Below are 26,995 nucleotides of genomic sequence, written 5' to 3' on the forward strand. Positions count from 1 at the left end.
TTGGACAGCCCATCTATCTACCAGTTTAGCGGCGTGGCGATTGTAAATTGTAGATTTTCGATCTAAGTCCAAAATCCACCCATCCCCAATCCAAAATTGAGTTAACCTTCAGGGTTAATAAAGGGCAACAGAGCTAAAAGGCGTGCCCGCTTAATTGCTACGGTTAAATCTCGTTGTTGCTTTGCTGTTAAACCTGTAATTCGGCGAGGCAGTATTTTACCCCGCTCTGTAATAAATTTCCGCAACAAATCGACATCTTTGTAGTCGATAGGTTCGTCAGGTTTAATTGGGGAAAGGCGGCGACGGAAGTAAGTCATCGTTGGTGATTCGTTGTTAATTGTCAGCACTCAGCACTCAGCAGTCATTGGTCATTAATCAAAAACTAATGACTCAGGACTGATGATTACTTAATTTCTTTGTGGACGGTATGTTGGTTGCAGTGGGTGCAAAACTTTTTCAGTTCAATCCGCGCCGTCGTGTTCCGGCGGTTCTTGGTGGTTGTGTATCGGGAAACACCCGGCGATCGCTTGGCGATGTTGGTGCGACAGTCGGTGCATTCCAACGTCACAATCAGGCGCGCCCCCTTCTTACTTGCCATAATGCTATTTCTACAAAATTCAAGAGGACAAAATTAAACACAAACCAATATTATTTCATACGACGAGTCACTTGAGCAAGTAATTTTTTGACGCGGATATCTAAAGAATAACCTCGGCGCGTCTGCACGATACAAGTTCGCCCAACGCGATCGTGAAAAGCTTGTTGCCACTCAGCATCTGCAAAAGCCACTCCACAATCCACTGCTAGAGGGCTGATCAGCAGCAGTAAAGAGACCCCGTTCGACACCCCAATGGTCAGTCCCACCATCGCCAAAACAGCAGCGAATCCCAGAATCCCTTCGCGCTTGCATAACTCAAAAAGCCCAGGAGTTTTGCGGTATTTGGGATCGACGACTTTCATATCCAAAGCCCAGCGGCCCACACTCTGTCCCTGATTTCGCGCAACCAGAAGCACTCGCCCAGCTAGCCATGCGATAATGAAAACCAAGATTTGTGCAATCGGGATACCCGGAGTATTTGCCCCAAAGGGCAAGCTAAAGAGCCAAATAATTAGAAAATCAATCGCAAAAGCAATACACCGTCGCTCAATTGGCACCTTAGGTAATCGGCGGTTGGTCAGTTCGTTACGCATGAAAAATAGCTTTTCCGACGGTCTATTTCCATATTAAGCTTTCACCTAACCGCTTTTTGTCTGTTGTCCGTGAATGTGTTGATAGCGACGACTCTAGGGGTACGGCTCTCCAAACAGTGCCCACCAACTAACTGGCATCGGCGGGTTTCATTGGATAGACAAAAGCGACTCACCGATATCTTGGTTAAAAGAGCCGCTAGGCAATGCAACTAACCTGTAGATGCGATGAATCAGCGTCTCTACTAACTGACAATTTTTTAGACAATTCTTGAGAAGAGGCTGGATTGATGGCGATGCTGTTGGTTAAAGAAGCAGAGGCAATCATTTTCGATTTAGTGCAACCTCTAGATAACCAGATGGATGCTGAGGTTGTAGACCTCTCTCGTGCCAATAGTCGGATTCTAGCGGCTGCGGTGACGAGCGAGTTGGATTTTCCCCACTGGACGAATTCAGCAATGGATGGGTATGCGGTGCAATTTTCCGATGTGCAGGGAGCTAGCGCCGAACAGCCAGTGGTGCTGGAAATTGTAGAAGAGATTCCAGCCGGATATCAACCGCAGCGATCGCTCCAAACTGGGCAAACCGCCCGCATTTTGACAGGTGCGGTGATGCCAGAGAGCGCTGATACTGTAGTGATCCAGGAAGTAACGCGGCGGGAGGAGAAGCAAGTGTTTATCTTCGCTGCTCCAGCAGAATTAGGAGCCTTTGTGCGTCACCGGGCAGCTTTTTACCAGGCGGGAACTACCCTTTTGCCAGGGGGAATTAGACTCAATGCTCCGGAAATCGCTATTTTAGCAGCGGCTCAGTGTACTCAATTGCCCGTTTACCGACGCCCTCGCGTGGCAATTCTGTCCACTGGCGACGAATTGGTGAAACCGGAGCGACCCCTGAAGCCCGGTCAGATCGTGGACTCCAATCAATACGCCCTCGCTGCATTAGTGGCACAGACGGGCGCAGAACCTCAGATGCTGGGGATTGTCAGGGATGAACCAGAGGCACTCAAGAAAGCGATCGCGCAAGCTGTCGCTACCGCTGACGTGGTCATTTCTTCCGGTGGCGTTTCCGTAGGCGACTACGATTATGTGGATGAAATTCTTGCCCAACTCGGTGCTGAGATTCATATCCGTGCTGTTGCGGTTAAACCCGGTAAACCTTTAACCGTCGCCAGATTTCCCAACGCCCAGCGTCCGATTCTATACTTTGGTCTCCCGGGAAATCCAGTTTCTTCCTTGGTGAGTTTTTGGCGATTTGTGCAGCCAGCCGTGAGAAAACTTGCCGGTCTAGCTGAGGGTTGGGAGCCAAAGTTTGTACAAGCGCGATCGCATCACGATTTGCGTTCAGACGGCAAACGAGAAAGCTACCTCTGGGGCAACATGAATTTAGCAAACGGTGCTTATGAATTTCATTTGGCTGGCGGTAGTCACAGTTCCGGTAATTTAATTAATCTTGCTCAAACTAATGGTCTGGCTGTTTTACCAGCAGGTCAAACCTTCATTGCATCTGGAGATCCGGTGCAAGTTTTACCAATTGGTTAACCCAAAGAGTCATTGGTAAAAACTTTAAAGTTTTGAGTTTTGAATTACAGAACTCTCTTCGTACTCAAAACTTATTGCGCTTAGTTCCTTCCAATTACCAAAAACCTCTTTTGCCAGTGGGTAAAACGGTTGCCCAATTCGTTTTTGCCTGCGATAGCTGTTCCTCGCTAACTTTTGCCCCCGTGAGATTAGCGCCACACAAATTTGCACCTCGGAGATTCGCATGATTGAGATAGGCAAAGCTCAAATCTGCACCGCGTAGGTCAGCTCCTTCCAAATTTGCCGTGCTGAAGTAAGCCCTGCCCAAATTTGCCTCCTTCAGAATTGCCCCAACTAAATTCGCCCTGCCAAAATCAGCACTTGACAAGTCAGCGCCCTGAAGGTTGGTTTTAGCTAACTTAGCCTGATGAAAAATGCCTCCTGATAGGTTAACCCGTTGCAGGTTCAGCGCGCTTAAATCTTGAGAGGCAAAGTCTCGTCTACCTTTGGTGTAGGCAGTTAACACGCCAACAGCATCCAACTTGGCAGGAAGTTTTGACTTAGCATTGCCGTTAGAACCGCTATTTTTGAGCATCGTCGGCGGATAACCAGAGCCGGTAGCAGGACTTGGTTTATACATACTTCCCCCGGTTTGCGGTCCGGTCATGCCTAACTTTTCTCGACGTGCTCGAATTGCCATCGCCAGACGTTCTGAGGCGGAAGTGCCAGTCGAAGGGGCTGAGGAAAGCGTTGGACTGCTTAAGTCTCCAGAGTTGGTGTAGCGATTGCCTGTTTGTGGTTGTCGCTGAGAGCTATTGGGTTTAGTCGTTAAGCCTTGCTCCAAGCTGTCGAGATACGGTTCCAGGTCAAGCGCTCTCAACACTTCCTCAGCAGACTGATAGCGATGACGAACCGAAACCTCTAGCAATTTCTTGAGAACATCGGCAAAATGATCGCTGATCTGAAGCTGCTTTCGCCAGAGCATTTCGCCCGTTGACGGGTTGTAATCTAAGTCTTTTGGCGATTTTCCAGTCAGCAGATAAACGCAAGTGACTCCCAATGCATACAGGTCGCTCGCATAAACCGGGCGCATTGCCATCTGTTCGGGCGGGGCAAATCCAGGTGTCCCAATTGCGTAAGCCGTCAAAGCGGTTTGCTCGGAGCTACTGTTTGCCGTTGTCGGACTGACTTGGTTTTTCACTGCTCCAAAGTCAATCAGAACCAGTTTGCGGTCTTGTTCGCGGCGAATCAAGTTGGCGGGTTTGATATCCCGGTGAATCACCTGCTGGCTGTGGATGTAGTGCAGGACGGGCAAAATTTCGCTTAAGAATTGCTTGACACCAGCTTCGCTTAGAGGTCCCGATCCTTTAACCTCCTGCTGTAGCGTCAAGCCGCTAATATATTCCTGCACTAAGTAAAACTGCTGGTTGTCTTCAAAGTAATCCAGCAGCCGTGGCACTTGGGGATGATTGCCAATTTTCCCCAAGGTTCTGGCTTCTCGTTCAAATAGCTCGCGTGCCATTTGTAAAACGTGGGCTACAGTCGTTGCTGGTCTCAGTTGCTTGATTACGCAACTTGGCTCCCCAGGCAAAGACTCATCCTCAGCTAAAAATGTCGCTCCAAAACCTCCTTGCCCCAGCGCTTGACTGACTCGATAGCGCTTTCGTAATAGGAGTTCTGAGCCACAGGACCGACAAACTTCGGCGTGGTCGTGGTTTTGCGGATTTGGACAGGCGGGATTGAGGCAGTAGCTCATTCAGACTCACCGGGATGCTGAAACCGGATATTGCTACCCTAACTTAAATTATCGAGGCATTAATAAACAATAAGCATGGTACATTTACGGACAATTCTTTAAAGAGTTGCTAAAGACGATTAATCTTTGCTTAAAGAATTGAAAAACGATGTACTCCTGCAACTGCCAAGATTTTTCTCAAACATTGCAGTTAGAGACGGTATTAAATTGTAATCAAACAACTAGCGAACAGAAGAAGCGGATCGGGATTAAGCACAAAAATTGTTTCCATATCTTTGATAGCACATCCGGAAGCGCTAGATGTGATTGGTGTTACCCCTAAAACACTCATGCCATCTGGAAGTGAGGGCAAAATTTTGGCAGAACAAAGGAACAAAGAAGCTGAGGGGGATGGTGCTAAGCAACACGCTCACCTGGAGAAGCGATCGCACTCACCCTCCCCGAAGGCCCTCCTAGAAGGCTGCGTCTGCGGGCATTTCTATCTTTGGCTTTCCCCACTCGTCGCCGGAATGCTTCAGCTGTACAAAACGGTAAAATGATCGGGCTGAGGTAAGTAAAAGCTTAAGCGTAAATGCGTATTTCTCTGAACTGGCTACAAGAATTGGTTGACTTGACGATGACTCCGGCGGAGTTGGCGCACACGCTAACAATGGCTGGGTTTGAAGTAGAAGATATTGAAGACCGCCGCACTTGGGCGGATGGGGTGGTGGTCGGGAAAGTTCTAGAGATTCAACCCCATCCGAATGCAGATAAACTCAGGGTGTGTACGGTCGATGTAGGGGCAGCGTCTCCCTTGAATATTGTCTGTGGGGCATCCAATGCCAGAGCAGATATTTATGTGCCTATCGCCACCATCGGGACTTATTTGCCTGCTGTTGACCTGAAAATTAAACCGGCTAAACTCCGGGGGGTTCCTTCCGAGGGGATGATTTGCTCTTTAGCGGAATTAGGTTTAGCAAAAGAGTCCGCAGGAATTCATATTTTTGGGCAAGAAAATCTTCAACTGGGTAGCGATGTGCGATCGCTCCTAGGCTTAGATGATGTAATTTTAGACTTGACATCTACCGCGAATCGTGCTGATGCTTTGAGTATGGTTGGCGTTGCACGGGAAGTCTCGGCGCTGACGGGTGCCGCCCTGCGACTTCCACAAGCCCCAGAAGTGTCAATCCCGAAGGGGAATGGCGGTCTGAAGTTGCGAATTGCTTCGGGTCAAGCGTGTCCGGCTTACATCGGGACGGTCATCGAAAAGGTCAAAATTGCCCCTTCTCCCGCATGGTTGCAAGGGCGATTACAAGCCGCTGGAGTCCGACCCATCAATAACGTGGTAGATATTACCAACTATATTTTGCTGGAATGGGGTCAGCCGCTCCACGCCTTTGACCGCGATCGCTTGCAATCCGTGGCAAGTGGTGGTGGGGGAACTTCACCGCTCCAGATCGGGGTACGCTTTGCCAATACAGGGGAATCCCTCAAAACCCTGGACGGTCAAACCCGTACCTTGCAACCGCAAAATCTGCTGATTACTGCCAACGACCACCCGGTGGCACTGGCTGGGGTCATGGGCGGTGAAGAAACCGAAGTGTATGAAGGGACTGAAAATTTAATTTTAGAAGCCGCTTTGTTTGACCCGGTGGCAATCCGCCGGTCGGCACGCAGCCAAAACTTAAGGACAGAAGCCTCTGGGCGCTACGAGCGGGGCGTCAATCAGGCAGAATTGGGAATTGCTTGTCAACGAGCGATCGCGCTGCTCTCGGAGTTTGCAGGGGGCACTCCCGTAGCACAAGAAATTGCCGACACCAAACCCGACCCCTCAACTTGGAGTCGTTCGATTGAACTGCGTCTAGACCGGGTAAATCACGTTTTAGGCCCAGTAGAGATGGGAGACACTGAAACTACAGGGGAAGTTCACGCTGAAGATGTTGAGCGCATCCTAACGGCACTAGGGTGTCAGCTACAGCAAGTGACGAAAAAAGATGAAGGCGGAACCAGGACGAATGAAGAAGATTCTAAGCTTCATCCTTCGGAATCCCTGAAGTGGACGGTGAAAGTACCGCCTTATCGCTACCGAGATTTGGAGCGAGAAATCGATTTAATTGAAGAAGTTGCTCGCCTCTACGGCTACAACAAATTCTGCGACACCCTACCAGATAAGACTGAACCGGGGTACCTTTCTGTCGATCAGATGCTGATGCGTCAGATGAGGGAAGCTTTCCGCGCAGCCGGATTGACAGAAGTCATGCATTACTCTTACTCAGTGGCGAAAACTAAGAACGATACAGAAGTCGCGATCGCAAATCCCATGTTTGCAGAATATTCGTCTCTGCGAACTGAGCTAATCTCCGCTTTGATTGACTCCTTCCAGTACAACTTAGAACAAGGTAACGGCCCCTTGAACGGGTTTGAGATGGGACGGATCTTCTGGCGGGAAGAGGATGGACTGATCGAAGCTGACTCGGTTGCTGGAATTTTAGGCGGCGACTCCTCTACCCAAGGCACTTGGACGCGAGGAGGCAAGCCACAACCGATGACTTGGTTTGAAGCCAAAGGAGTGTTGCAAAGTGTATTTGAGCAACTCAGCCTGCCAGTCGAATATCAACCAGACCGCCGCGATCCACGGCTGCATCCCGGACGCACGGCGTCTTTATGGGTGCAGGGAAACCGATTAGGAACGTTTGGGCAACTCCATCCCCAACTCCGGCAAGAACGAGACTTGCCGGATGAAGTCTACGTGTTTGAGCTGGATTTGGATGTGGTTTTAGATTACCTGGATGCAGAGGAAAATCGGACACCCTTATTCAAGCCTTACTCCACCTTCCCAGCATCCAGCCGGGATTTGGCTTTGTTCGCCTCGGTTCAGGTTTCTGTCTCAGACTTGAAACGAGCGATCGCGAAAGCTGCCATTGCAGACAAACACAAGGGGACATCCCTACTAGAATCGGTCGAGTTGTTTGATGAATATCAAGGGAAAAATGTCCCGGAAGGACAGCGCAGCTTAGCGTTTCGCTTAGTTTACCGAGCAAGCGATCGCACGCTTACCGATGAAGATGTCGAGCCAGTGCATCAAAAAGTCCGCGACGCGCTCGTCGAAAAATTCGGCGTTAATCTGAGAAGTTAAATAAAGTTTTGAGGGTTGAATGTTGATTTAACCCTCAAAACTCAAAACTCAAAACTTTACTGCTATTAACCATGCCTAAATACGTAATGTGGGGAAGCTATTGCGAAGATGTTTTAGAAAAGCGATCGCCTTACCGGCAAGCGCATCTAGACGGTCTTGCTGCCCAAAAAGAAGCGGGTATTCTGATGACGATTGGCCCGACGAAGGACATCACTAAAGTCTTCGGCATCTATGAGGCGGAAGATGAAGCCGCCGTGCGCCAGTTAATTGAAGCTGACCCCTACTGGCAAAACGGCATCTGGACTGAATACGATGTCAAAGAGTGGATTCAAGCCCTCTAATTCCACCAATCAAGCGCATCTCAATTGAGCAGATTTACTGAGAAGCTCTTCAATTCTCCTGAGAAGTAGGAAATTGAGGGGTTTCTACCTCTCCTTACTCAGGCAAAGCCAGCCCCACAACCACCGCCAGTTGCCATTTCCGATAGAATTTTGAGCATAAAATAAAGAAATCACCGTTAAATTAACCCTAGCGGTGAGGACTATGGTAGAAACCAGTAATAACAAGCACGGTAAGTTTTACAAAAACGCCACCAGGCTAAGGTTCTGTAGACTCTCAAGCAGACTGAACAGGAGTCTACTTGAGAGTCTGGCGTCGGCGAACAGGAGCCGTGAGAAGGTTGGAGATGACAGAATCCACGGATGAAGATAGCCAAAAGACAACACTGCGTCAAGCCCAAGCAGAGATGCTAGAAGCAGGCAAACAGGAGACTTTAGACATCTTTAGCGAACTTTTAGAGCGGCTGTGGGAACGCATTGTCGGTTTAATTGGCGAGACGGCGACGGTTGCTGTTTTTCGGAGTGCCCTCTTAGAAGCAAGTCGCGACCATCCGCTATGCCAAGAAATTAATATCGATAGCGATGGAATTTGCCTTAAGCAACTGAAGAACAATTTGGATGCCTTCGAGCGTACAGCCGTCCGAGCCGGACTGATGGCTTTTACTGATAACGTAATGGCTCTACTAATCGATTTAACGGGTGGAATCCTGTTGCGGAAGGTGGAACCCCTCGTGCAGCAGTTAAAACAACAACTGGAAAAGGGCTGAGGGATGAGCAATATTAAACTAATGCCGACAGGTGTTCCCAACTTAGACGCCGTAATGGGCGGAGGCATCCCTGTTTATTCACTGAATATTGTTGCTGGACAACCGGGGACAGGTAAGACAATCCTGGTGCAGCAAATGCTCTTTAACCACATCCGGAATCACAGCACTGCCAAAGTTCTTTACCTGACAACCCTTTCGGAGCCGACGTTGAAGGTGGTGCGCTATATGCAGTGCTTCAGCTTCTTTGATGTAGAAGTTTTTGGCGAACAGGTACTTTTTCAGGATATCGGGCCTTTTATCCGCGAGCATTCCCTGACCGAATTAGCTGACGAGATTCTCGCCAGGGTAGAAAAACACCAACCGGAAATTCTGGCGATTGATTCCTTTAAAGCCATCCGCGATTTGTCTGACGACGTGAGTGATTTTCGTCGTTTCTGTTATGACCTCTCCGTTCGTCTAGCGAGTGCGCGGTGTACCGCCTTTTTATTAGGGGAGTATGACCGCTCGGATATTGGCGAAGGGGCAGAGTTTGCGGTAGCTGATGGCATTGTTTATCTGAACATTGCACTCCAAGAGGGGGAACAGCAGCGTTTTCTCCAGGTATATAAAATGCGCGGTCGAGCGACGGAGATGGTGCCTTACCCGTTTGCGCTCACAGATGGGGGGGTTCAGGTTTTGGGTTCAATGCTGACGCTCAAACGTCGGGAGACAAGTTTGGAGGAGGAGAGCGAGACGGCATCGACAGGAATTACTGGACTAGATAGCATTCTTCGGGGCGGCATCCCTCAGGGGCGGTCTATCCTCCTTTCCGGCGTCTCTGGAACGGGTAAGACGACGCTTGCCATGCAGTTTCTAGTTAATGGCGCTCTTCAGGGAGAGAAGGGACTGCTGTTTTCTTTTGAAGAAACGCGCGATCGCTTGTTCCGAATGGCAGAGGGTTTCGGCTGGAACCCTCAAGATTTGGAAGCCAAAGGCTTGTTACGGATCATTTTTATTCCCCAGACGGAGATTCGGGTCGAGGAACACTTAGAGTACATGGCACAGGAAATCGCAAGTTTCCAGCCTTCGCGCTTTGTCATCGATTCCTTTTCTGTCTTCCTGCACAAAGTGAAAGATTTGGCAGTGCAGCGGGAAAAAACTTTCCAATTGTCTACGCTGGTGCAGCGGGTTGGTGCGGTGGGTTTCCTGATCTCGAATATTCCCGCAGGCGAAGTGAACCGCCTTTCTCGCTTTGGGGTGGAAGAAACCGTGGTGGATGGGACGATTGTCCTTTCCACAGATGTCAATGGTCTTCAGCGCCGACGCTACATAGAAGTTTACAAAATGCGAGCCGCCGACCATGTGCCAGGTCGCCACCGCATGGAAATCGGTCATCAGGGCATTGAGGTGTTATATCTGGCACCGACTGAGCAAAAAACTAGCGGAATGAAGACACCGCCCCTACTGGCTTTCTCGCCGTTAAACGCGATCGCACGGGAGGGAGTTTTCTACGGTTCTGCTTGGTTGGTGCGGGGGGAACAGGGAGTTGGCAAGACGACGCTTGCCCAGCAGTTTGCGATTGAAGGATTGCAACGGGGGGAAAGCGCTCTGTTTATTGCTACAGAGGCTCCTAGCTACTTGCTACGCCAACAAATGGAAGTGTTCGGAGTCGAGATCGAGTCTTATTTGCGATCTCAACACCTGCGTATTTTAGACACTCATCCTTTCTCTAGCCAAGAATATATCGACCTGACTGATATGGAACGCTTTCTCTACGATATCGAGCGTCACCTGCGGGCAATGCCCAAACCCTGTCGGTTGATTACAGATTCTCTCACCCCGCTTGCTGTCCAGTATGCTCCGGATGAGTTCATCACCTTCATCGAACGCAAGAACCGTCTGCTGCGGCAACTGGATGTGGCATTATTTGACACGATTCTCCCCAAAACACTTAATGAGAGCATTCTTTACAGCCTGCTCAATAGTTACGATGTCGTTCTGGACGTGTACGTTCCGAACTGGGGTGAGATGGGTCAGACGGGGCAAGGTTTTCGGGTACTTCAAGTCCGTAAATCTAGAGGGACTCACTCTGACACCCGCCCCTATCCTTACACGATTCGCCAAGGCAAGGGCATTAGCGTCCAAGAAGGCTTTTACGGAGAAATTTAAATTTATATCTGGTTGCTTTTACTAAAAAGAGCCTTCCTACGGATAACGAGAAAGAAGGCTGGAAAGCTGTATCCTACTCCACCAAATCGATCAACCTCTGGTATGGGTAAAACCCCCCATCTTTGACATAGTGTATCGACGAATACTACAAAACAGGGAACAATATCATTAGACAAATTGACCGTGGTCAGATTGTTGAAGCGCCAAAATCAATAAAAAGCCTTTGGTAGGCTCTCCCGGAAAGCGCTAAGGGAGTACCTGCCAGGATAAATACCGCGATTGGGGAGTTATTCCGTAAAGACAACGCCAAGGGTGTCTGCTAAATTCTGGGATTTTTGGCTGCATCTATTGCTAGCCATGATTTGCCGCACGTTTGCGGACTGGCGATCGCTTTCTTCGCATCTAGTGAAGAGCGCCCTTGATGCTGTTTCTTACTTCCTTGAGGACTAACTGCTTGTAGCTTTGCTGCTTTCCTTAAAATTTTTGCTGAATTATAAAAAGCCTCGTATTATGTTGAAAAAAATCGATGAGGAAGACCTCCTCCTAAAGATAGATCCAATAGAAATTCAGGATTATCGGGTCTTGCAACCCGTGGATGGCTCCGAGTTGAAGTATATAGAGTCCGTGATGGAGCGACAGCGTTTGGTCAGTGCTTTGGAACAGCAGGCACGAGAGTTGGAGGCGAGTCAGATGCGCTTCCGCACTTTGGAGATGCTGTACGAGCTTTTTTGGCAACTGGGTTACACCTTAAACTACGAAGAATTGGTGCGACTGATGTTGGCACACCTGCATCGTGCCGTGCCCCATGATGTCTCAGCGAGCATCTTGATGACTGAAGACTTGTGCCATGTTTTCATCCAACCGAATTGCACCCTCGCGCCGGAAGTTCAGGAGGAAATCCAACAGCGGCTGCTCAAAACTTTTGTCCGCATGAGGGGGAAAAATACCCAACTAGAGGCGGCGCAATGCCCAATTACAACGATAGAGCCACAGGGATTTGATGGAACGCGATCGCCCATTCGCAGTTTGGGTTCGTCTTTCCAAGTGCCGATTATTAATGCTGAAGGCAACCAAGTGGTGGGACTGCTATTCGTGGCAGCTCAAGCGGAGGGAGCATTTACTGAAGAGCAGGTACGATTGCTGTACACGGTGGCGAACCAGGCTTCTGCCTCTATTCAGCGGTTGCGGACGCTGCTGGCTGCTGAACAACAACATTTAGAGAGCTTGGTAGAAAATTTGCCGGAGGGAGTGCTGCTACTGGATGCCAACCAGCGGATTGTTCTGGCAAACCAGGCGGCTTGGAAGTATCTGGCGCTCTTACAAAACCAGAGTTCTACTCCGAGCAATATTGTGACTTTTTTAGGAGAGCAGTCTTTGGAGATGCTGCTACAGCCACCGAGCGAGGGAAAGTTTTGCCATGAGGTGGTGCTGGAGGGAGTACAGCGCCAGGTTTTTGAAGTCGTCGCTCAACCGTTGATCGCCAAGGCGGGTTTAGGAACGAGCAATTGGGTGTTGGTGATTCGGGATGTGACAGAACGCCAGCGGGTCGAGGAAACTTCCCGATTGCGCGATCGCGCGATCGCTGCCAGTAGTAATGGGATTGTTATCGTTGACGCCAGACTGCCCGATTTACCTGTTATCTATGTGAATCCGGCATTTGAGCGGATTACAGGTTATACGGCGGCGGAAGTCACCGGACGAAATTGCCGTTTTCTGCAAGGAGAAGAAACCAATCAATCGGGGTTACAGGAACTGCGAACAGCGCTGCGGTTAGGTAAAGCTGCGACTGTTGTTTTACGCAACTTCCGTAAAGATGGCACCCATTTTTGGAATGAGTTAAATGTCTCGCCGATTTACAACAGCGAGGGCGTTGTGACTCATTTTGTTGGCATTCAAATGGATATTACGGAGCGCAAACAAGCGGAAGAGCAACTGCTGCACAATGCGTTTTATGATGTTCTTACCGATTTGCCCAATCGAGCTTTGTTCATGGAGCGCTTGCATCGGGCGCTTGAGCGAGCAAAGCATTCCGAGAATTATTTATTTGCCGTCCTGTTTTTGGATCTTGACCGATTTAAAAATGTCAACGACAGCCTTGGGCATATTGTCGGCGATCAAATGCTGATTGCGATCGCTAAACGCCTAGAAAAAAGCCTTCGCCACGGCGATACGGTAGCGCGTCTGGGTGGAGATGAGTTTGCGATTCTGCTGGAAAATATCAATGGGATCGGCGATGCTACCCATGTTGCCGATCGCATCCATCAGGAACTGACTTTGCCGTTAAATTTAAACGGGCATGAAGTATTTACCACCGCCAGTATTGGCATTGCTGTAGGGGCAGGGTCTTCTTACCCCGACTATGGGGGTTATGAGCATCCAGAGGATCTCCTGCGCGATGCCGATATCGCCATGTATCGAGCGAAGGCACTGGGGAAGGCTCGTTATGAGGTCTTTGATAAAAATATGCACGCCCGTGCAGTGGCGCTGCTTCAGTTAGAAACTGATTTGCAAAGAGCGACTGAACGGGGAGAATTTCTTCTTCACTATCAACCGATTGTATCTCTGCAAACTAACCAGGTTGTTAGTTTTGAAGCCCTGTTACGTTGGCAACATCCAGAACGCGGTCTTGTTTCTCCGGGAGAGTTTATTCCGGTTGCAGAAGAAACCGGATTGATTACTCGGATTGGCTGGTGGGTACTGCGCGAAGCTTGTACCAAATTGCGCGAATGGCAGACTCAATTTCCGAGTTCTATCCCTTTGAGTATCAGCGTAAATCTTTCAGGTAAACAGTTTTCTCAACCTGATTTAGTGGAACGCATCGCTGAAATTTTCGCGGAAACTGGTGTGGATGCTAGCAGTTTAAAACTAGAAATTACTGAAAGCGCCATTATGGAAAATGTTGAATCTGCATCAGCGATGCTTTGGCGACTGAGAAAGCTGGGCGTTCAGTTGTATATGGATGACTTCGGGACGGGTTATTCATCCTTAAGTTACTTGCGTCGTTTTCCGATCGATAAGCTGAAAATTGACCGATCTTTCGTCACCCAGATGGCAGGGGATAATGAGAGTCTGGAGATTGTCCGGACAATCGTGATGCTGGCTCACAATCTGGGAATGAATGCGATCGCAGAGGGTGTGGAAACCGTAGAGCAACTGGCTCAACTGCGATCGCTTCAATGCGAATACGCCCAAGGATATTTCTTCTCGAAGCCGGTCGATGCTGACACTGCGCGATCGCTCATTGCCAGCTCAAACACTCATTGATTCCTCCAACTCGCAAGTATTGAATTCACTCATTTCTGACAACTCGACTTTAGCGATTTGGAGATAAGTCAGCATCGAGAAGAAGAATAAATTAGGTTCTTGTGCCGTATTTAATTCAAATGAGAATTGCTATCGATTTCTCGATTAATGTCCTAACTACTGGCTGCTAAAACATTCGTGGATGCAGGGTGCAGCAATCCTGTCAAAAGTGATGCCGGACGTTGGCTGTAAGGCCAAGCAAAGGCATGACGAAATGCTGCCTCCTGACAAGCTTGCAACTGTTCAAAATCAATAATATCCAGTGTCAGCAGATTCTCATACTCAAAGGGCAGACGCACATTGTGTAACCCAGCGTTATCAGTACAGATGGCAATATCTACACCCGCTTCAAAACAGCGGTCAAACACCAGTTTGAGTTGACGCATATCCTCCAACGTGCCTGTTTTTAAGTACGTGGTAGGACATACTTCCAAACACTGATTTTGTTGAGCCAATTGTGGTAATAATTCTGGGTATTGCAGGGGGATTTGGATGCCGTGACCGATTCGCATCAAATGCGGCAGCAGTTCCGGATAACAGCCAGAAGGGGTTTCGTAGAGATGACCCGTGGTTTTAACACCGAGCGATCGCGCATCCTTATACAATTGGACAAACTCATCTAGACGCTCGGAAATTTGGGCATCTCCTCCCGCCATGTCCACCGCGCAGACATACTCCTTCTTCTGTGCTGCCAAATCAACAATCGCCCGGTTCACCTCATAAGGGAGCCGCGAGTGCATACACAGAATTTGGCTGGTCACAATCGGATACTCAGGCACCCGACTGGCTTTGCCGACAATATCCACAATTGTCGCCATTTGGCCAATTCGTTCTGATTGGCTTAAATGCTCGGACGTTCGCAGATACGGTGTATATCGCAATTCCAAATAAGCCAAATTCTCAAAGATATAAGCACCCCGAATCAGCCGATAGATGAAATAGGGCAAAGTTTCGGCCGTTTGCGTACTTTCCACCAGTGTATGTAGTTCTAGATACTCATCCAGCGTGTTGCGGGGTCGCGTGTAAAATTCTTCAAACTCTGGATAATTCGGAAATCGTTGAGCCAGCTCAGAATCGCTGCGATGGAAATACCGCCAAAGAATACGAGGCACAACAGAACCGCCAAGATGGCGATGTAATTCAGCATATAAAGACACAGGAACCTCTTGCCGTAGTTGTGGAGTTGTTATCTTGTTAGTTGCTAGGGGTAGGCTATGCGCCCCTTGTAGATGTGAAGCTGCGAATTGTTAATTTGAAGTTGACAGCGGTAGCACCATCTGTTAATAATTGTAATTTGTGAAAACTCTAGCTCTTTTAATAAACCCTTGGCTAACGTAGTTGTGATCGGTGCCCAGTGGGGCGATGAAGGCAAAGGTAAGATAACTGATTTACTGAGTAAATCAGCAGATGTCGTAGTACGTTACCAAGGGGGTGTCAACGCTGGGCACACCGTCGTGGTGGAGGATCAGACCTTTAAACTGCACCTGATTCCCTCTGGAATTTTATATCCGGACACCGAGTGCATTATTGGTTGTGGGACGGTCATCGATCCGCAGGTTCTGATTGAAGAACTGGATCAATTAGAAGCTCTGAAGATATCTACCCGTAATCTACTGATTTCTCAGAATGCCCACGTCACGATGCCTTACCACAGGTTAATTGACCAGGCATCCGAGGAGCGACGCGGTAGCTATAAAATCGGTACCACCGGACGTGGGATTGGCCCCACTTATGCAGATAAGTCAGAGCGAACCGGCATTCGGGTTTTAGACTTGATGGATACCGAAGGGTTGCGCGAACAGGTGCGATGGACGATCGATTATAAAAACGTCATTTTAGAAAAGCTTTACAACTTACCGCCCCTGGATGCAGAAATCGTGATCGAGCAGTACCTGGGGTACGCCGAGCGTTTGCGTCCGCATATCGTGGATAGTTCCCTAAAGATTTACGACGCGATTGGGCGACGGCGCAATGTTTTGTTTGAGGGTGCCCAAGGAACGCTCTTAGACTTAGATCACGGAACCTATCCTTACGTTACCTCCTCAAACCCAGTCGCCGGGGGAGCTTGCGTGGGTGCTGGGGTTGGACCAACGATGATCGACCGCGTGATTGGGGTCGCGAAAGCGTACACGACGCGGGTAGGTGAAGGGCCATTTCCCACCGAACAGAATGGCAGCGTCGGAGAAATGTTGTGCGATCGCGGGGCGGAATTTGGCACCACCACAGGGCGCAAGCGCCGCTGTGGATGGTTTGATGCGGTGATCGGTCGTTATGCTGTGCGAATTAACGGTCTCGACTGTCTCGCGATCACCAAACTAGATGTTCTCGACGAACTAGAGGAAATTAACGTCTGCGTCGCCTACGAAATTGATGGCGATCGCACCGAAGACTTCCCCACCAACTCTCGTCAATTTTCCCGCTGTCAGCCGGTTTACAAAACTCTGCCCGGATGGAAACAATCCACTGCTGACTGCCGTACCCTGGAAGACTTACCCCAGCAGGCGTTGGATTATCTCAAGTTCCTGGCAGAGCTGATGGATGTCCCAATTGCGATCGTCTCCCTCGGTGCTAGCCGCGATCAAACGATTATAGTAGAAGATCCGATCCACGGACCCAAGCGGGCGCTATTGCACGCCAATGGCACGCCGGTAACATCACATCGGTAATAGGCGAAAAAATTAAAAGTTAGAAATTAAAAATTGAAGAAAGACGATTTTCTAATTTTTAATTTCTAATTTTTCATGAAGATGCCAATTACCAAGTCACTATTAGCAACTCACAAACAACGAAGATGGAACATACAGTTGAATGTCAAAAGCGCCCTGAAGGGAGCAAGCCGAATGCCCTTCGTCGCAGTGGATTAGTCCCAGCCGTCCTATACGGGCACAAAGGAACTGAATCTATTGAGTTGACTTTGGAAGCCAAAAAGGCTGAAACCTTACTCAAAGGTGCCTCTGTTAATAACACCTTGATTCAGCTCAACATTCCTGAGATTTCTTGGAGTGGTAAAACACTGCTCAAAGAAGTGCAGACGCATCCTTGGAAAAGAACCTCCCTGTATCACCTCAGCTTTTTTGCGGTCGCGGCTCATGGCGATCTGGATGTGCAAGTGCCCCTGCATTATGTAGGAGAAGCCTATGGTGTTAAGCAAGAAGGCGGCGTATTAGACCCCGTACTCAACGAACTTCAGGTGCGGTGTGCGCCTGAAAGTATCCCTGATTCGATTGAGATTGATGTCTCTAATTTGCATATTGGAGATAAATTGCATATCAGCGAACTCGTTTTGCCACCTGGGGTGACAGCGCTTGGTGAGCCAGATCAAGTGACTGTAAGTGTCCTCCAACCTCAAGTCCAAGCTGAAGATCAAGAAACTGAGTCGGAAACTAAATCTGAAGCATGAGACGATGGCTTTTTGCCAGTTTGTTTCTCATTGCCTTGAAAACCAGGGGTTAAGCCCCTGGCTTTTTTTTAACCGTAAAGACACATTAGTGAAGCCATGCGCGATCGCGCTATAGAACGCAAAAAATATGACAGAAGCTTCTTTTCCCCCTTTAATTCAGCAGATGTTGCAGCCGAGTTTTTATCCTCATCCGGTGACGCAACCAATTGAGCTGATTCAAACACACGTTTCTTATGTGTTGTTGACGGGTGATTTGGTTTATAAAGTTAAAAAGCCGATGAATTTTGGCTTTTTAAACTATTCAACCTTAGAGCTAAGGCAGCATTTTTGTAATGAAGAAATCCGGCTGAATCAGCGCGGTGCATCGGAAATTTATTTAGAAATTTTGCCGATTACTCAGACAGACGACCAATTTCATCTAAATGGCACGGGTGAGCCGGTGGAATATGTGCTGAAAATGCGCCAGTTTCCCCAAGATGGCTTATTCAGCAATCTGTTTGAGCAAGACTTGCTGACGGAAAAACTTATGGAGGATTTGGGACGGGTTGTTGCCAAATTCCATGAAAAAGCGCACACAGATGACTATATTCGTAAATTTGGAGAAGTAACTCAAGTTCGGGATGCCATTGATGAAAATTATCGGCAAACTGAAAACTATATTGGTGGGCCGCAAACTCAGGAACATTACGAGGAAACCAGGCAGTATACAGACTCGTTCTTTGCTGAGCGAGAGAAGTTATTTAAAAGCAGAATTCAAAATAATTGGATTCGGGAATGCCACGGAGATTTGCATCTGAGAAATATTTGTCTCTGGCAAGACAAGATTCTGCTATTTGATTGCATTGAATTTAACGAGCCGTTTCGCTTTGTCGATGTCATGTTCGACATTGCCTATGCAGTGATGGATATGGATGCGCGATCGCGTCCAGACCTCGGCAATGCCTATTTGAATACTTATGTCGAGCAGATGGGAGATTGGGAGGGGTTGCAGGTGTTGCCTTTGTACTTGAGCCGTCAAGCTTATGTACGGGCGAAGGTGACTTCTTTCTTGTTGAACGATCCGGCTGTTCCCGCAGCCGATAAGGAAAAAGCCGCCGCCACTGCTGCCCAATATTACCAACTAGCGTGGGAATACACGCGATCGCCGTCTCCGGCTTATGCCAATGTTAGTGGCTCCTCTCGCCAAGGAAAGCTGTTTTTGATGTCTGGTCTATCGGGTTCTGGAAAGAGTACGGTAGCGCGGCTCCAGGCGCGGCGCTTGGGGGCAATTCACATCCGTTCGGATGCGCTGCGGAAGCATTTAGGAGGCGTTCCCTTGGAACAACCAGGAGGAGCCGACCTTTATTCAGATGAGATGACTCAGAAGACTTACAGCCGGTTGTTGGAATTGGGGATAATGCTGACAAGCCAAGGTTGGTCGGTGATTTTGGATGCGAAGTACGATCGGCAGAAGTTGAGAGAAGATGCGATCGCTCAAGCCACTGCTCACCAAATCCCTTTGCAAATCCTCCACTGCACGGCACCAATGGAAGTTTGCCAGGATCGTCTCGCCTCCCGTACTGGTGATGTTTCTGATGCTACCGTTGACCTATTGGCGAAGCAACAAGCCACTGCTGAACCTTTTACTCAATCCGAACAAGCCTACGTGAAAACTTTAGACACGACTCAGGATTGGGAGTCACAATTAAATAGCTAATCGAAAAGTGGCTAATTGAAGGATTCAACCACTCTTCGATTAGCCACTCTTGGATTAGCCAGACACTTATGACGAACAAAGGCAATGGGTTCAGATCCCTGGGACTCTCAAGTGGGTTCTCTGCTGGGTTGAAGTACTGGTTGTTTTTTCTGATTTGCTTTGTAATGCTGGGGTATCGGGTGCCCTTGAGCATCTTTCTAGGGGCGGTTGGGGGTTTTGCAGGGGCATGGGTAGTTGCCTGGTCAAAAGCCAAAGATGAACCCCGGCAGGTACGCTCAGAGGAGACGAAAGAAGGTTCCAATGGGCGGAATCGGAATAATTCGGCAAACCGAAAACGCTATGGTAAACCCAAAAAACAATATCGTGGCTTAAGTGGTCGTCGCGACCGGGGCAACCTAGGAAATAACCAACAAAACAATACAGCTTACAACACAGAAGATAGCCGGGAAGACAACACAGAAGATAACCGGGAAGAATAATTCTGCTGGGGATGAAAAGCAGAGGCGCAAAAGGGGGACAGGAAGTTATCCTCTTTTAGATTTTGGACTTCAGATTCTGGATTTTAGATTTTGGCTCGTACAAGTCTTGTCCGTAGACACGCTGAGGCATTGATTTTTAGTGGCTTTAAGGTGAAATGGTATAGCAATTACTAATTACCTTGTTCTATGTTTTTGTTTCTCTCAAAACTGCTACCGCTATTTATCTATCCCTTGGGAATTGCCTGCGTGCTAATGATTGTGGCACTGGTATTGCTGTGGAAACGACCTCGTTGGGCGGCGGTGCCGATTGTTTTGGCATTGATTGCCTTGCTGGTGGGGAGTAATGGCTGGGTGGAAAACTCGTTATTGCGATCGCTAGAATGGCAAAATCTCCCACCAGCCGAACTCCCAACTGCCGAGGCGATTGTTATCTTGGGCGGTGCCACGAAATCGGCTTCGCCGCCTCGACCGAGTGTAGATTTGAGCGAAGAAGGCGATCGCGTCTTCTATGGTGCCCAGTTATACCGCGAAGGCAAAGCTCCTGTCGTGATTGCTAGCGGCGGACGCATCGACTGGCGGGGCAGTGGGGCACCGGAATCTGCGGATATGGCTGTAATTTTAGAAACATTAGGCGTCCCTAAATCTGCCATTCTTCAAGATCCTAGCTCTTTAAACACTTATGAAAATGCGGTGAATGTGCGGCAAATTTTAGAAAAGCAGGGGATTCGCCGAGTATTATTAGTGACTTCGGCAATGCATATGCCGCGATCGCTTCTGATTTTCAAGCGTCAGGGAATTCAAGCCATCCCCGCACCCACCGACTTTTTGGTGACAGAAGCCGACTTTCTCGAATCCAACCGGAGTCTGCAAGCTCGAATCCTGAATGTTTTACCAGATGCCGAGCGGTTACACAGGTCAACCAGAGCGTTAAAAGAATACATTGGAACAGGGATCTATCGCCTTAAAGGCTGGCTTTAAAAAGTTTAGACAGTAGTTTGAAGCGATTATTTTTCCAACCTTCAACCTTCCAACCTTCAAAAATGCCAAAAGAATTCCCACACTTTATTCCAGCACCTCCCCCCGTAGCGGACATCTTTGCCACCTACCAAATGACTCATGACTTTTACCGGGAAGCCGAGTACCGAAAGGAACTTGAGCGTTACTGCCAGTGGTATCACATGACAGCGGAAGCTAACCGGCAAGAGTTGCAGAGAATGCGGGGTGACATCAATATATTCGGCTGGTTTAATCGCGGTAGGCGATGATAGTCAATGGCTCATGGTCAATGGCTCATAGCTAATCGCGAATATGAGCCATTGACCATGAGCCTAATTTAGAGTTTCTAGCTCATCCTCGCGGAAGTGACCTTTAAATTTTTTGTCAAACTGGACAAAAACTGGAAGGTTGGCGCTGACGGGTCTGCCTTGCCATTCGTGAATGATTGAGACCACTTCTCCTTCCCGATCCTTGACATCAAAAGGCTTACCCTTATTTTCAGGATGGTGGTAAACAATCACAGATTTGATAACGCGGACGCGATCGCCTACTTTCATTTCTTGATCTCCGGTTGGGTATCTGAGTCAAACTGGTGCAGCCTTCTTTTGAGGAATAACTGCTTCCACCAAGCGTGGTGAGCTGGGAGCGTTGCCTATCAAGACGCTTGGCTCTTACCAGTACCCAAGCATTGTGCTATTGTGAACAACCTTAATATTCTTGCACAGGACGGTAACTTCCTCTTTATGGACTTGGAGGGGGTGCTGACGGAACTGGCGATGCTGAATCTTCGGGAGGGGGTACTGAGGGAACTGGTGACGCTGAATTTTCAGGAGGGGGCGGCACTTGTGTGGATGGAGAAGGAGAGTTCTGCGGCGATGGTGGCACACTCGACGCGGGAGATGGCGTTTCGGGAACTGGAACGGGCAACGGTGCGGGGTTGAACAAGCGATCGCGTATTTGCTGGAACCCTTGAGGATTGTATTTCCACCAAGCATATAACCCAGCAGCACTGCCCCCCAGCAGTAGGAGGAAGACTCCCAGTGCGACGACCAACCCTTTCCCTCGGCGCAGTCGGTTTGGCTTTGCCGGAACGATCTCTACCGGCACCGCTTCAGCATACTTCACGTCTTCAGCTTCAGCTTGCAGAGTAGCTTTCGGCATCAAGGTGAGATTCCCGATCTCGCCAAAATTGAGTAGCACCGGATACTCTGGGGAAACGCGGCAGTAAGTAATCACGACTGAAGTATTATCGTGACCGTTCTTCTGATTCGCTAAGTCAATCCAGGACTGGACTGCCGCCTCCAGGGGAATTTTAGCCTGAAGCACCGGCTCCACATAATCTACCCAGGAACGCTCAACCCAGTTATTGTCGCTCAGACCATCAGAACACAGCAGCAGCAGTCCGTCTTCTTCCACAATGAAGCGTTGCACATTCGGACGAAGAAACTCGGCATCCCGCGTGCCTAGCGCTTGGGTGAGTGCCCCGGCATCGGGTCGCTGTAACGCCTCCCGGTAGAGACTGCGCCCCATTCGTACTTCCCTAGCAGCAACGTCATCGTCTACGGTCAACAGCTGGCAAGAATGGGGGGTAATCCAGTAGGCGCGGCTATCCCCAACATGGGCGATATAGAGTTCGTGGGCATTCCCCACACCAGAGTTAGCCGTCGTCACCTTCTGGGGCAGCTGGAGAGCCATCACCAGCGTCGTTCCCATCCGCCGCCTAGACTCTCGTCCTTGTTCGTCATTGCGGGCACAAATGAGGTTATTGACTACCCGGATACTTGCTGCGAGTTGCTCTTTCACCAGTTCTGGGGGCACGATTTCCGTTTGCTCTGCCACTTCCGCCAAAAGCGCCCGCACTTGCAGTTTCAGGGATTGTACTGCTAGCTGGCTGGCAACTTCTCCACCTTCATGACCACCAATCCCATCGCAAACGATGCTCAAGTGGGGAATCAGCGGGTCAGTTGTTTGGGTGAAGTCTGCGGCTAGCAAATCCCGCGCCGTGGGATAGCAGGTGTCTTCGTTGTGGTCATGTTGAGGACCCGTATCTGTGGCACCGGCAACCCGCAAGCGCAAGGGGAGTTCCGCTGCCTGCTCCAGTAATAGCTGATTTAGCCGTTCGGCGATCGCGCTTTCGGTCGCATCTTCGGCTTGCATCAGTTCGCAAATTTCTAAAAGTGGCGTCACCGCTGATGCCTGGATTAATCGGCACCAACTCGCGATAACAAGACCCAGATCCCGGAGACTTGGGCCAAACCCCGCGACCATTTGATCCCCGGTCGGTTCCGCTAAGGCGTGAGCGGCAAAAGGTTCAAGGCTCAAGGTGAGAGGCAGAAATTTTTTCTCTTCCCGCCGACTTCCTCCGACGTGCTTGTGGTCGGAGATCCCATTCCCATTGTTTGTATGGGCAACTTCCATCTCTGGGTCGGTGACTGGGTCTGCGTAAAGTTCTAACAGCCGCAACCGCCACCCTTCAACTCGGAGATTGTCCGCAACTAAAAGGCTAGAAGCTACCCCAAATTCCGCCAGCGGCGTCCAAAGTTCCAGAATTTGCCAGAGCCAGTAAATCTGGCGGACTGCCGATGCTTGGGGCAAAGCGTCCAAAATGGAAGGAAATAGCTTGCCTGTGGCATCCATCGGGACATTTTCTAGCAACAGAATCTCAGTCGGGGATGGAGAATTTCCCACTGCTGCATATCCATAGACTTCGGGGAGATGAAACCGCTGGGGATATAAGCGCAGGTAAGGGTAAAGATTTTCCGGGAACTGTTCGGGGATCTGAGGCGGCTGTGTCGGTTGAGTATCGAGCCAAACTTGAGGTGCAACAACTTGATATCTGTCTTGCACGAATTCTCCGACCGGGATCGTTGCAGCAACTGAGCCAGTTGCCCAAAGATAGCGATCGCTCTTCAACTGGGAACTGTTCATAAACCGAAATTTTTATAAAAAAGCTTCCAAGAGATTCTTAAGGAAAAATTCCACTGGTTTCTGGGAAATTTATAGCTGAAATGTTGTAGTAAACAAACAGGCAAGATGCCTTCCCAATCCTAACTGGCTTTCATTGGAATAGTTCATCTTACCTTGATAACTATCCTTACCGGGATATCAAGAAGGGATTGAGTTTTATGACGATTTGGTTTCTAGCAGGGTTGTTGGATTCTCTTTTTCTCATCCAGCTGGCGCTCCAGCCTTTGGGATTCAGCCCAACTTTGTTGTGGTTACTGGTAGGAGCGATCCTTTGCTCGATAGAGCTAGTTGTACCAACAGCTTTTACTGCTTTCATGATGGGAATCAGCGCCTTCGTGGTGGCACTGTTAGTCATGCTGCTCCCATTACCGGCGGCTTTACAGGTGGTGCTTTGGTTAGTGTTTTCAATTGCTTTCGTTTACCTGGGTCATCGCTTGATGCCAAGACGAAAGGTATCTTCGATGGAAGATGCAACCGAGGGTCAGACTTTAACAGAGATTTTGCCAGGAGAGATGGGGCGGGTACTCTACGAAGGAAATTCTTGGAAGGCACGCTGTGAAGATGAGAAACTGGCGATCGCTCCCAATCAAAGAGTGTACGTCGTCAGACGGGAAGGCACAACTCTCATCGTGCTTCCAGAACACCTATTGAAATCCTAATTTTAGGGTTTATCAATCTGCGATATTGTAAAAACGAGGTTCACAATGGAAGGATTTTTTGGGTTACTAATTGCTTTAGTTTTAGGCGGATCTGCCCTCTCAGGCGTCAAAGTGGTTACTCAAGGAAACGAAGCTTTAGTCGAAACTTTAGGTAAATATAGCGGCAAAAAACTAAAACCCGGTCTGAATTTCGTGATCCCGGTTTACGAAAGAGTCGCTTACCAAGCAACCGTCCGGGAAAGAGTTCTCGATATTCCTCCCCAACAATGTATTACCCGCGACAACGTTTCGATTACCGCTGATGCTGTCGTGTACTGGCGCATTCTGGATTTGGAGAAAGCCTACTACAAAGTGGAAAATCTCCAGTCAGCAATGGTGAATTTGGTGCTGACGCAGATTCGCTCGGAAATGGGCAAACTGGAACTGGATGAAACCTTTACTGCCCGGACTCAAATTAACGAACTTTTGCTTAGAGAACTGGACGAATCTACCGATCCTTGGGGAGTGAAGGTGACGCGGGTAGAACTGCGAGATATCGTTCCTTCCAAGGCTGTACAAGAATCGATGGAATTGCAAATGTCGGCGGAACGTCGCAAGCGGGCGGCAATTCTTACCTCTGAGGGCGAACGCGAATCAGCTGTGAACTCTGCGAAAGGGAAGGCTGAGGCGCAAGTTCTGGAGGCAGAAGCCCGTCAAAAATCCGCGATTCTGGAGGCAGAAGGGCAACAAAAGACGATTGTTCTCAAAGCGCAGGCGGAACGGCAGCAGCAAGTTCTCAAGGCTCAGGCTACTGCTGAAGCGCTCCAAGTGATTTCTAAAACGCTCAAAACCGACCCCAACGCCCAGGAAGCTCTTCAGTACCTACTCGCTCAGAATTATCTAGAAATGGGGATGGCGATTGGCAAGAGCGGTAGCAGCAAGGTGATGTTTATGGACCCGCGCACTATCCCAGCTACGTTGGAAGGCATTCGCTCGATTGTCGGAGACACGAACCAAGCTCAATTTTTAGATTTAGGCGACGATAGTTAATCTAAGGCATCGCTAGCAACTTGAGCAACACAGCAGCGATCGCACAGTCCAAAAAACTCCAGAGTATGGTAGAAAATTTTAAACGAGTGCGATTGTTGCAGCTGGCTCTCCAACTCATGGACTGGACATTGATTGATGGGAATCGAGTCTCCGCACTGCAAACAAGTTAGGTGGTGCTTGTCTTGTTGCACGGAACTGTAGAGCGATTCGCCACTTGCCAATGTCCGTACCTGGACGACACCATCCAGTTTTAAGGCTTCCAGGGAACGATAGACGGTTGCTAGTCCCATGCTTTGGCTACGATTGCGAAGTTCTACATAAATATCTTGAGCTGAGACAGCTCGGTTCATCGTCTTGAGCAGATTCAAAATACGCTCCTGACTGCGGGTGCGTTGGGCTTTCATGGTCTTCAGTTTTGCTAGATATCCTTAATATGTTTCAGGTTGTCGCTGATACCTTTATCTCTTTCCAGCTTAAATTGCGAGAACTTCACGCAGCTCACACCCTTCCCCCCTTAGAATAAAACAAATATCACCTATCTAAGGGAATAATTTATAGGAATGGCTGTGAATCGGAAATATCAAGCGAAAATCTACGTGACTCTGCGCCCTTCAGTTTTAGACCCAGCAGGCACGGCGGTACAGTCTGGGTTGGGGCATATGGGATATGCCAATGTTGAGCAGGTGCGAATCGGAAAGTATATTGAACTGACTCTGATGGCAGAGAGTGAGGATGAGGCGCGGCATCAATTAGATCGGATGTGCGATCAGTTGTTGACGAATCCGGTAACCGAAAACTATCGGTTTGACCTAACTGAGATGTCGGGTCAGATAGAGACGGAGATATTCTTTTAGGATAATAGGGGCTAGGTAGTTGGTAGTTAGTAGCGATGGGTCATTTGTGAAGAACCAATCGCTACTGATGACTTCTGGCTAGCCAGTCTTCCATTAGCGATTAGCAATATGAAATTTGGGGTTGTTGTGTTTCCGGGTTCTAATTGCGATCGCGATGTCGCCTATGTGACTCGCGATTTGCTACATCAGCCAACGCGGATGGTTTGGCATGAAGACACGGATATTTCCGATCTCGATGTGGTAGTGATTCCGGGTGGCTTCAGCTACGGCGATTATCTGCGATGTGGCGCGATCGCTCGTTTCTCTCCGGTGATGCAAGCAACGATTAAACACGCCCAGCAAGGGAAGTTTGTCTTGGGTATCTGCAACGGGTTTCAGGTGCTAACAGAGGCGGGACTCTTGCCAGGGGCGCTTACCCGCAATCAAGAGTTGCATTTTATTTGCGATCGCATTCCCCTGAAAGTCGAACGCACCCATCTCCCTTGGACACAAGCTTATTCTACCGGACAAGTCATTACCCTCCCGATTGCCCACGGTGAGGGGCGCTACTACGCCGATGCCGCTACTTTGGCAAAGCTGGAAGACAACCAGCAAATTCTCTTCCGTTATCACGGCGAGAATCATAACGGCTCTTTAAATAATATTGCGGGTATTTGCAATAAAAAAGGCAACGTGCTAGGAATGATGCCTCATCCAGAACGCGCCTCAGATCCGATTTTAGGCGGTACGGATGGCATTGGGTTGTTCCAAGGATTACTGTCTGCGGTGGCAGCGAGCGCGTAG

General features: G+C 49.0%; 26 protein-coding genes. 18 read left to right on the plus strand and 8 right to left on the minus strand.

Going from position 1 to position 26,995, the window contains the following annotated elements; all coding sequences use genetic code 11:
• Positions 1 to 101 precede the first annotated feature (101 nt).
• From rpsR to H6F52_RS11245, 3 genes are all read right to left on the minus strand, one after another.
• The gene (rpsR, locus tag H6F52_RS11235) at positions 102 to 317 is read right to left on the minus strand and encodes a 30S ribosomal protein S18 (RefSeq protein WP_190412875.1); all 216 of its coding nucleotides are present in this window, start codon (positions 315 to 317) and stop codon (positions 102 to 104) included.
• Positions 318 to 403: 86 nt separating this feature from the next.
• On the minus strand, positions 404 to 598 hold the full coding sequence (gene rpmG, locus H6F52_RS11240) for a 50S ribosomal protein L33 (RefSeq protein WP_190412570.1): 195 nt from the start codon (positions 596 to 598) through the stop codon (positions 404 to 406).
• A 50-nt stretch (positions 599 to 648) separates the two neighbouring features.
• Positions 649 to 1,191 carry an RDD family protein gene (locus H6F52_RS11245; protein WP_190412571.1) on the minus strand — a complete coding sequence of 181 codons (543 nt, stop codon included), beginning with the start codon at positions 1,189 to 1,191 and terminating at the stop codon, positions 649 to 651.
• Positions 1,192 to 1,484: 293 nt separating this feature from the next.
• Here H6F52_RS11245 and glp point away from each other — a divergent pair, with 293 nt between their 5' ends.
• The gene (gene glp, locus H6F52_RS11250; protein ID WP_190534773.1) at positions 1,485 to 2,726 is read left to right on the plus strand and encodes a gephyrin-like molybdotransferase Glp; all 1,242 of its coding nucleotides are present in this window, start codon (positions 1,485 to 1,487) and stop codon (positions 2,724 to 2,726) included.
• Positions 2,727 to 2,820: 94 nt separating this feature from the next.
• Here the strand turns inward: glp and H6F52_RS11255 are convergent, their stop codons facing one another.
• Positions 2,821 to 4,461: a serine/threonine-protein kinase gene (locus H6F52_RS11255; RefSeq protein ID WP_190412572.1), complete on the minus strand. Its 1,641-nt coding sequence runs from the start codon at positions 4,459 to 4,461 to the stop codon at positions 2,821 to 2,823.
• Between the two features lie 302 nt (positions 4,462 to 4,763).
• Between H6F52_RS11255 and H6F52_RS11260 the strand changes: the two genes are divergently transcribed.
• The 7 genes from H6F52_RS11260 to H6F52_RS11290 all read left to right on the plus strand — a co-directional run bounded on the left by H6F52_RS11260 (position 4,764) and on the right by H6F52_RS11290 (position 14,093).
• Positions 4,764 to 5,000 (plus strand): hypothetical protein, encoded by a 237-nt coding sequence (locus tag H6F52_RS11260; RefSeq protein WP_206754034.1) that lies wholly within the window; start codon positions 4,764 to 4,766, stop codon positions 4,998 to 5,000.
• A gap of 32 nt (positions 5,001 to 5,032) precedes the next feature.
• Positions 5,033 to 7,576, plus strand: coding sequence for a phenylalanine--tRNA ligase subunit beta (gene pheT / locus H6F52_RS11265; protein ID WP_190534644.1), 2,544 nt, complete (start codon positions 5,033 to 5,035; stop codon positions 7,574 to 7,576).
• Between the two features lie 71 nt (positions 7,577 to 7,647).
• Positions 7,648 to 7,917, plus strand: coding sequence for a YciI family protein (locus H6F52_RS11270; RefSeq protein WP_190534645.1), 270 nt, complete (start codon positions 7,648 to 7,650; stop codon positions 7,915 to 7,917).
• 344 nt (positions 7,918 to 8,261) lie between these two features.
• Positions 8,262 to 8,681 carry a hypothetical protein gene (locus H6F52_RS11275; protein WP_190412576.1) on the plus strand — a complete coding sequence of 140 codons (420 nt, stop codon included), beginning with the start codon at positions 8,262 to 8,264 and terminating at the stop codon, positions 8,679 to 8,681.
• A 3-nt stretch (positions 8,682 to 8,684) separates the two neighbouring features.
• The gene (locus H6F52_RS11280; RefSeq protein WP_190534647.1) at positions 8,685 to 10,829 is read left to right on the plus strand and encodes an ATPase domain-containing protein; all 2,145 of its coding nucleotides are present in this window, start codon (positions 8,685 to 8,687) and stop codon (positions 10,827 to 10,829) included.
• Positions 10,830 to 11,141: 312 nt separating this feature from the next.
• Positions 11,142 to 11,279: a hypothetical protein gene (locus tag H6F52_RS11285; protein WP_190534649.1), complete on the plus strand. Its 138-nt coding sequence runs from the start codon at positions 11,142 to 11,144 to the stop codon at positions 11,277 to 11,279.
• A 60-nt stretch (positions 11,280 to 11,339) separates the two neighbouring features.
• Entirely contained in the window at positions 11,340 to 14,093 is a 2,754-nt protein-coding gene (locus tag H6F52_RS11290; protein ID WP_190534651.1) for a bifunctional diguanylate cyclase/phosphodiesterase, read from the plus strand.
• Positions 14,094 to 14,245: 152 nt separating this feature from the next.
• Here H6F52_RS11290 and H6F52_RS11295 read toward each other — a convergent pair whose 3' ends face one another.
• A complete protein-coding gene (locus H6F52_RS11295) occupies positions 14,246 to 15,289 on the minus strand; it encodes an adenosine deaminase (protein ID WP_190534653.1) in 1,044 nt (347 codons plus the stop codon).
• Between the two features lie 168 nt (positions 15,290 to 15,457).
• Between H6F52_RS11295 and H6F52_RS11300 the strand changes: the two genes are divergently transcribed.
• The 6 genes from H6F52_RS11300 to H6F52_RS11325 all read left to right on the plus strand — a co-directional run bounded on the left by H6F52_RS11300 (position 15,458) and on the right by H6F52_RS11325 (position 20,972).
• On the plus strand, positions 15,458 to 16,798 hold the full coding sequence (locus tag H6F52_RS11300) for an adenylosuccinate synthase (RefSeq protein ID WP_190425281.1): 1,341 nt from the start codon (positions 15,458 to 15,460) through the stop codon (positions 16,796 to 16,798).
• Positions 16,799 to 16,923: 125 nt separating this feature from the next.
• Positions 16,924 to 17,532 (plus strand): 50S ribosomal protein L25/general stress protein Ctc, encoded by a 609-nt coding sequence (locus H6F52_RS11305; protein WP_190428852.1) that lies wholly within the window; start codon positions 16,924 to 16,926, stop codon positions 17,530 to 17,532.
• A 127-nt stretch (positions 17,533 to 17,659) separates the two neighbouring features.
• The gene (locus H6F52_RS11310) at positions 17,660 to 19,228 is read left to right on the plus strand and encodes an AAA family ATPase (protein WP_190534654.1); all 1,569 of its coding nucleotides are present in this window, start codon (positions 17,660 to 17,662) and stop codon (positions 19,226 to 19,228) included.
• 68 nt (positions 19,229 to 19,296) lie between these two features.
• Positions 19,297 to 19,707, plus strand: a complete 411-nt coding sequence (locus tag H6F52_RS11315; RefSeq protein WP_190412584.1) for a hypothetical protein — start codon at positions 19,297 to 19,299, stop codon at positions 19,705 to 19,707.
• Positions 19,708 to 19,893: 186 nt separating this feature from the next.
• Positions 19,894 to 20,685 carry a YdcF family protein gene (locus H6F52_RS11320; RefSeq protein WP_190412585.1) on the plus strand — a complete coding sequence of 264 codons (792 nt, stop codon included), beginning with the start codon at positions 19,894 to 19,896 and terminating at the stop codon, positions 20,683 to 20,685.
• Positions 20,686 to 20,747: 62 nt separating this feature from the next.
• Positions 20,748 to 20,972, plus strand: a complete 225-nt coding sequence (locus H6F52_RS11325) for a hypothetical protein (protein ID WP_190534657.1) — start codon at positions 20,748 to 20,750, stop codon at positions 20,970 to 20,972.
• 63 nt (positions 20,973 to 21,035) lie between these two features.
• Here the strand turns inward: H6F52_RS11325 and H6F52_RS11330 are convergent, their stop codons facing one another.
• Positions 21,036 to 21,260 (minus strand): ferredoxin-thioredoxin reductase variable chain, encoded by a 225-nt coding sequence (locus H6F52_RS11330; RefSeq protein WP_190412587.1) that lies wholly within the window; start codon positions 21,258 to 21,260, stop codon positions 21,036 to 21,038.
• 184 nt (positions 21,261 to 21,444) lie between these two features.
• Positions 21,445 to 23,631 (minus strand): protein phosphatase 2C domain-containing protein, encoded by a 2,187-nt coding sequence (locus tag H6F52_RS11335; RefSeq protein WP_190534659.1) that lies wholly within the window; start codon positions 23,629 to 23,631, stop codon positions 21,445 to 21,447.
• A 263-nt stretch (positions 23,632 to 23,894) separates the two neighbouring features.
• Here H6F52_RS11335 and H6F52_RS11340 point away from each other — a divergent pair, with 263 nt between their 5' ends.
• Both H6F52_RS11340 and H6F52_RS11345 read left to right on the plus strand, forming a co-directional pair.
• Positions 23,895 to 24,329 carry an NfeD family protein gene (locus H6F52_RS11340; RefSeq protein ID WP_242033923.1) on the plus strand — a complete coding sequence of 145 codons (435 nt, stop codon included), beginning with the start codon at positions 23,895 to 23,897 and terminating at the stop codon, positions 24,327 to 24,329.
• A gap of 45 nt (positions 24,330 to 24,374) precedes the next feature.
• Positions 24,375 to 25,358, plus strand: coding sequence for an SPFH domain-containing protein (locus tag H6F52_RS11345; RefSeq protein ID WP_190534665.1), 984 nt, complete (start codon positions 24,375 to 24,377; stop codon positions 25,356 to 25,358).
• Here H6F52_RS11345 and H6F52_RS11350 read toward each other — a convergent pair.
• A complete protein-coding gene (locus H6F52_RS11350; protein ID WP_190412589.1) occupies positions 25,355 to 25,762 on the minus strand; it encodes a Fur family transcriptional regulator in 408 nt (135 codons plus the stop codon). The two genes, H6F52_RS11345 and H6F52_RS11350, sit on opposite strands and share 4 nt — an antisense overlap.
• Before the next feature lie 162 nt (positions 25,763 to 25,924).
• Here H6F52_RS11350 and purS point away from each other — a divergent pair, with 162 nt between their 5' ends.
• Positions 25,925 to 26,212, plus strand: coding sequence for a phosphoribosylformylglycinamidine synthase subunit PurS (gene purS, locus H6F52_RS11355; protein ID WP_190412878.1), 288 nt, complete (start codon positions 25,925 to 25,927; stop codon positions 26,210 to 26,212).
• Positions 26,213 to 26,320: 108 nt separating this feature from the next.
• Entirely contained in the window at positions 26,321 to 26,995 is a 675-nt protein-coding gene (gene purQ, locus H6F52_RS11360; RefSeq protein WP_190534669.1) for a phosphoribosylformylglycinamidine synthase subunit PurQ, read from the plus strand.

Origin of the sequence: Coleofasciculus sp. FACHB-542 (assembly GCF_014695825.1) — a bacterium.
In the GTDB taxonomy this organism is placed as follows: Bacteria; Cyanobacteriota; Cyanobacteriia; order Cyanobacteriales; family FACHB-T130; genus FACHB-T130.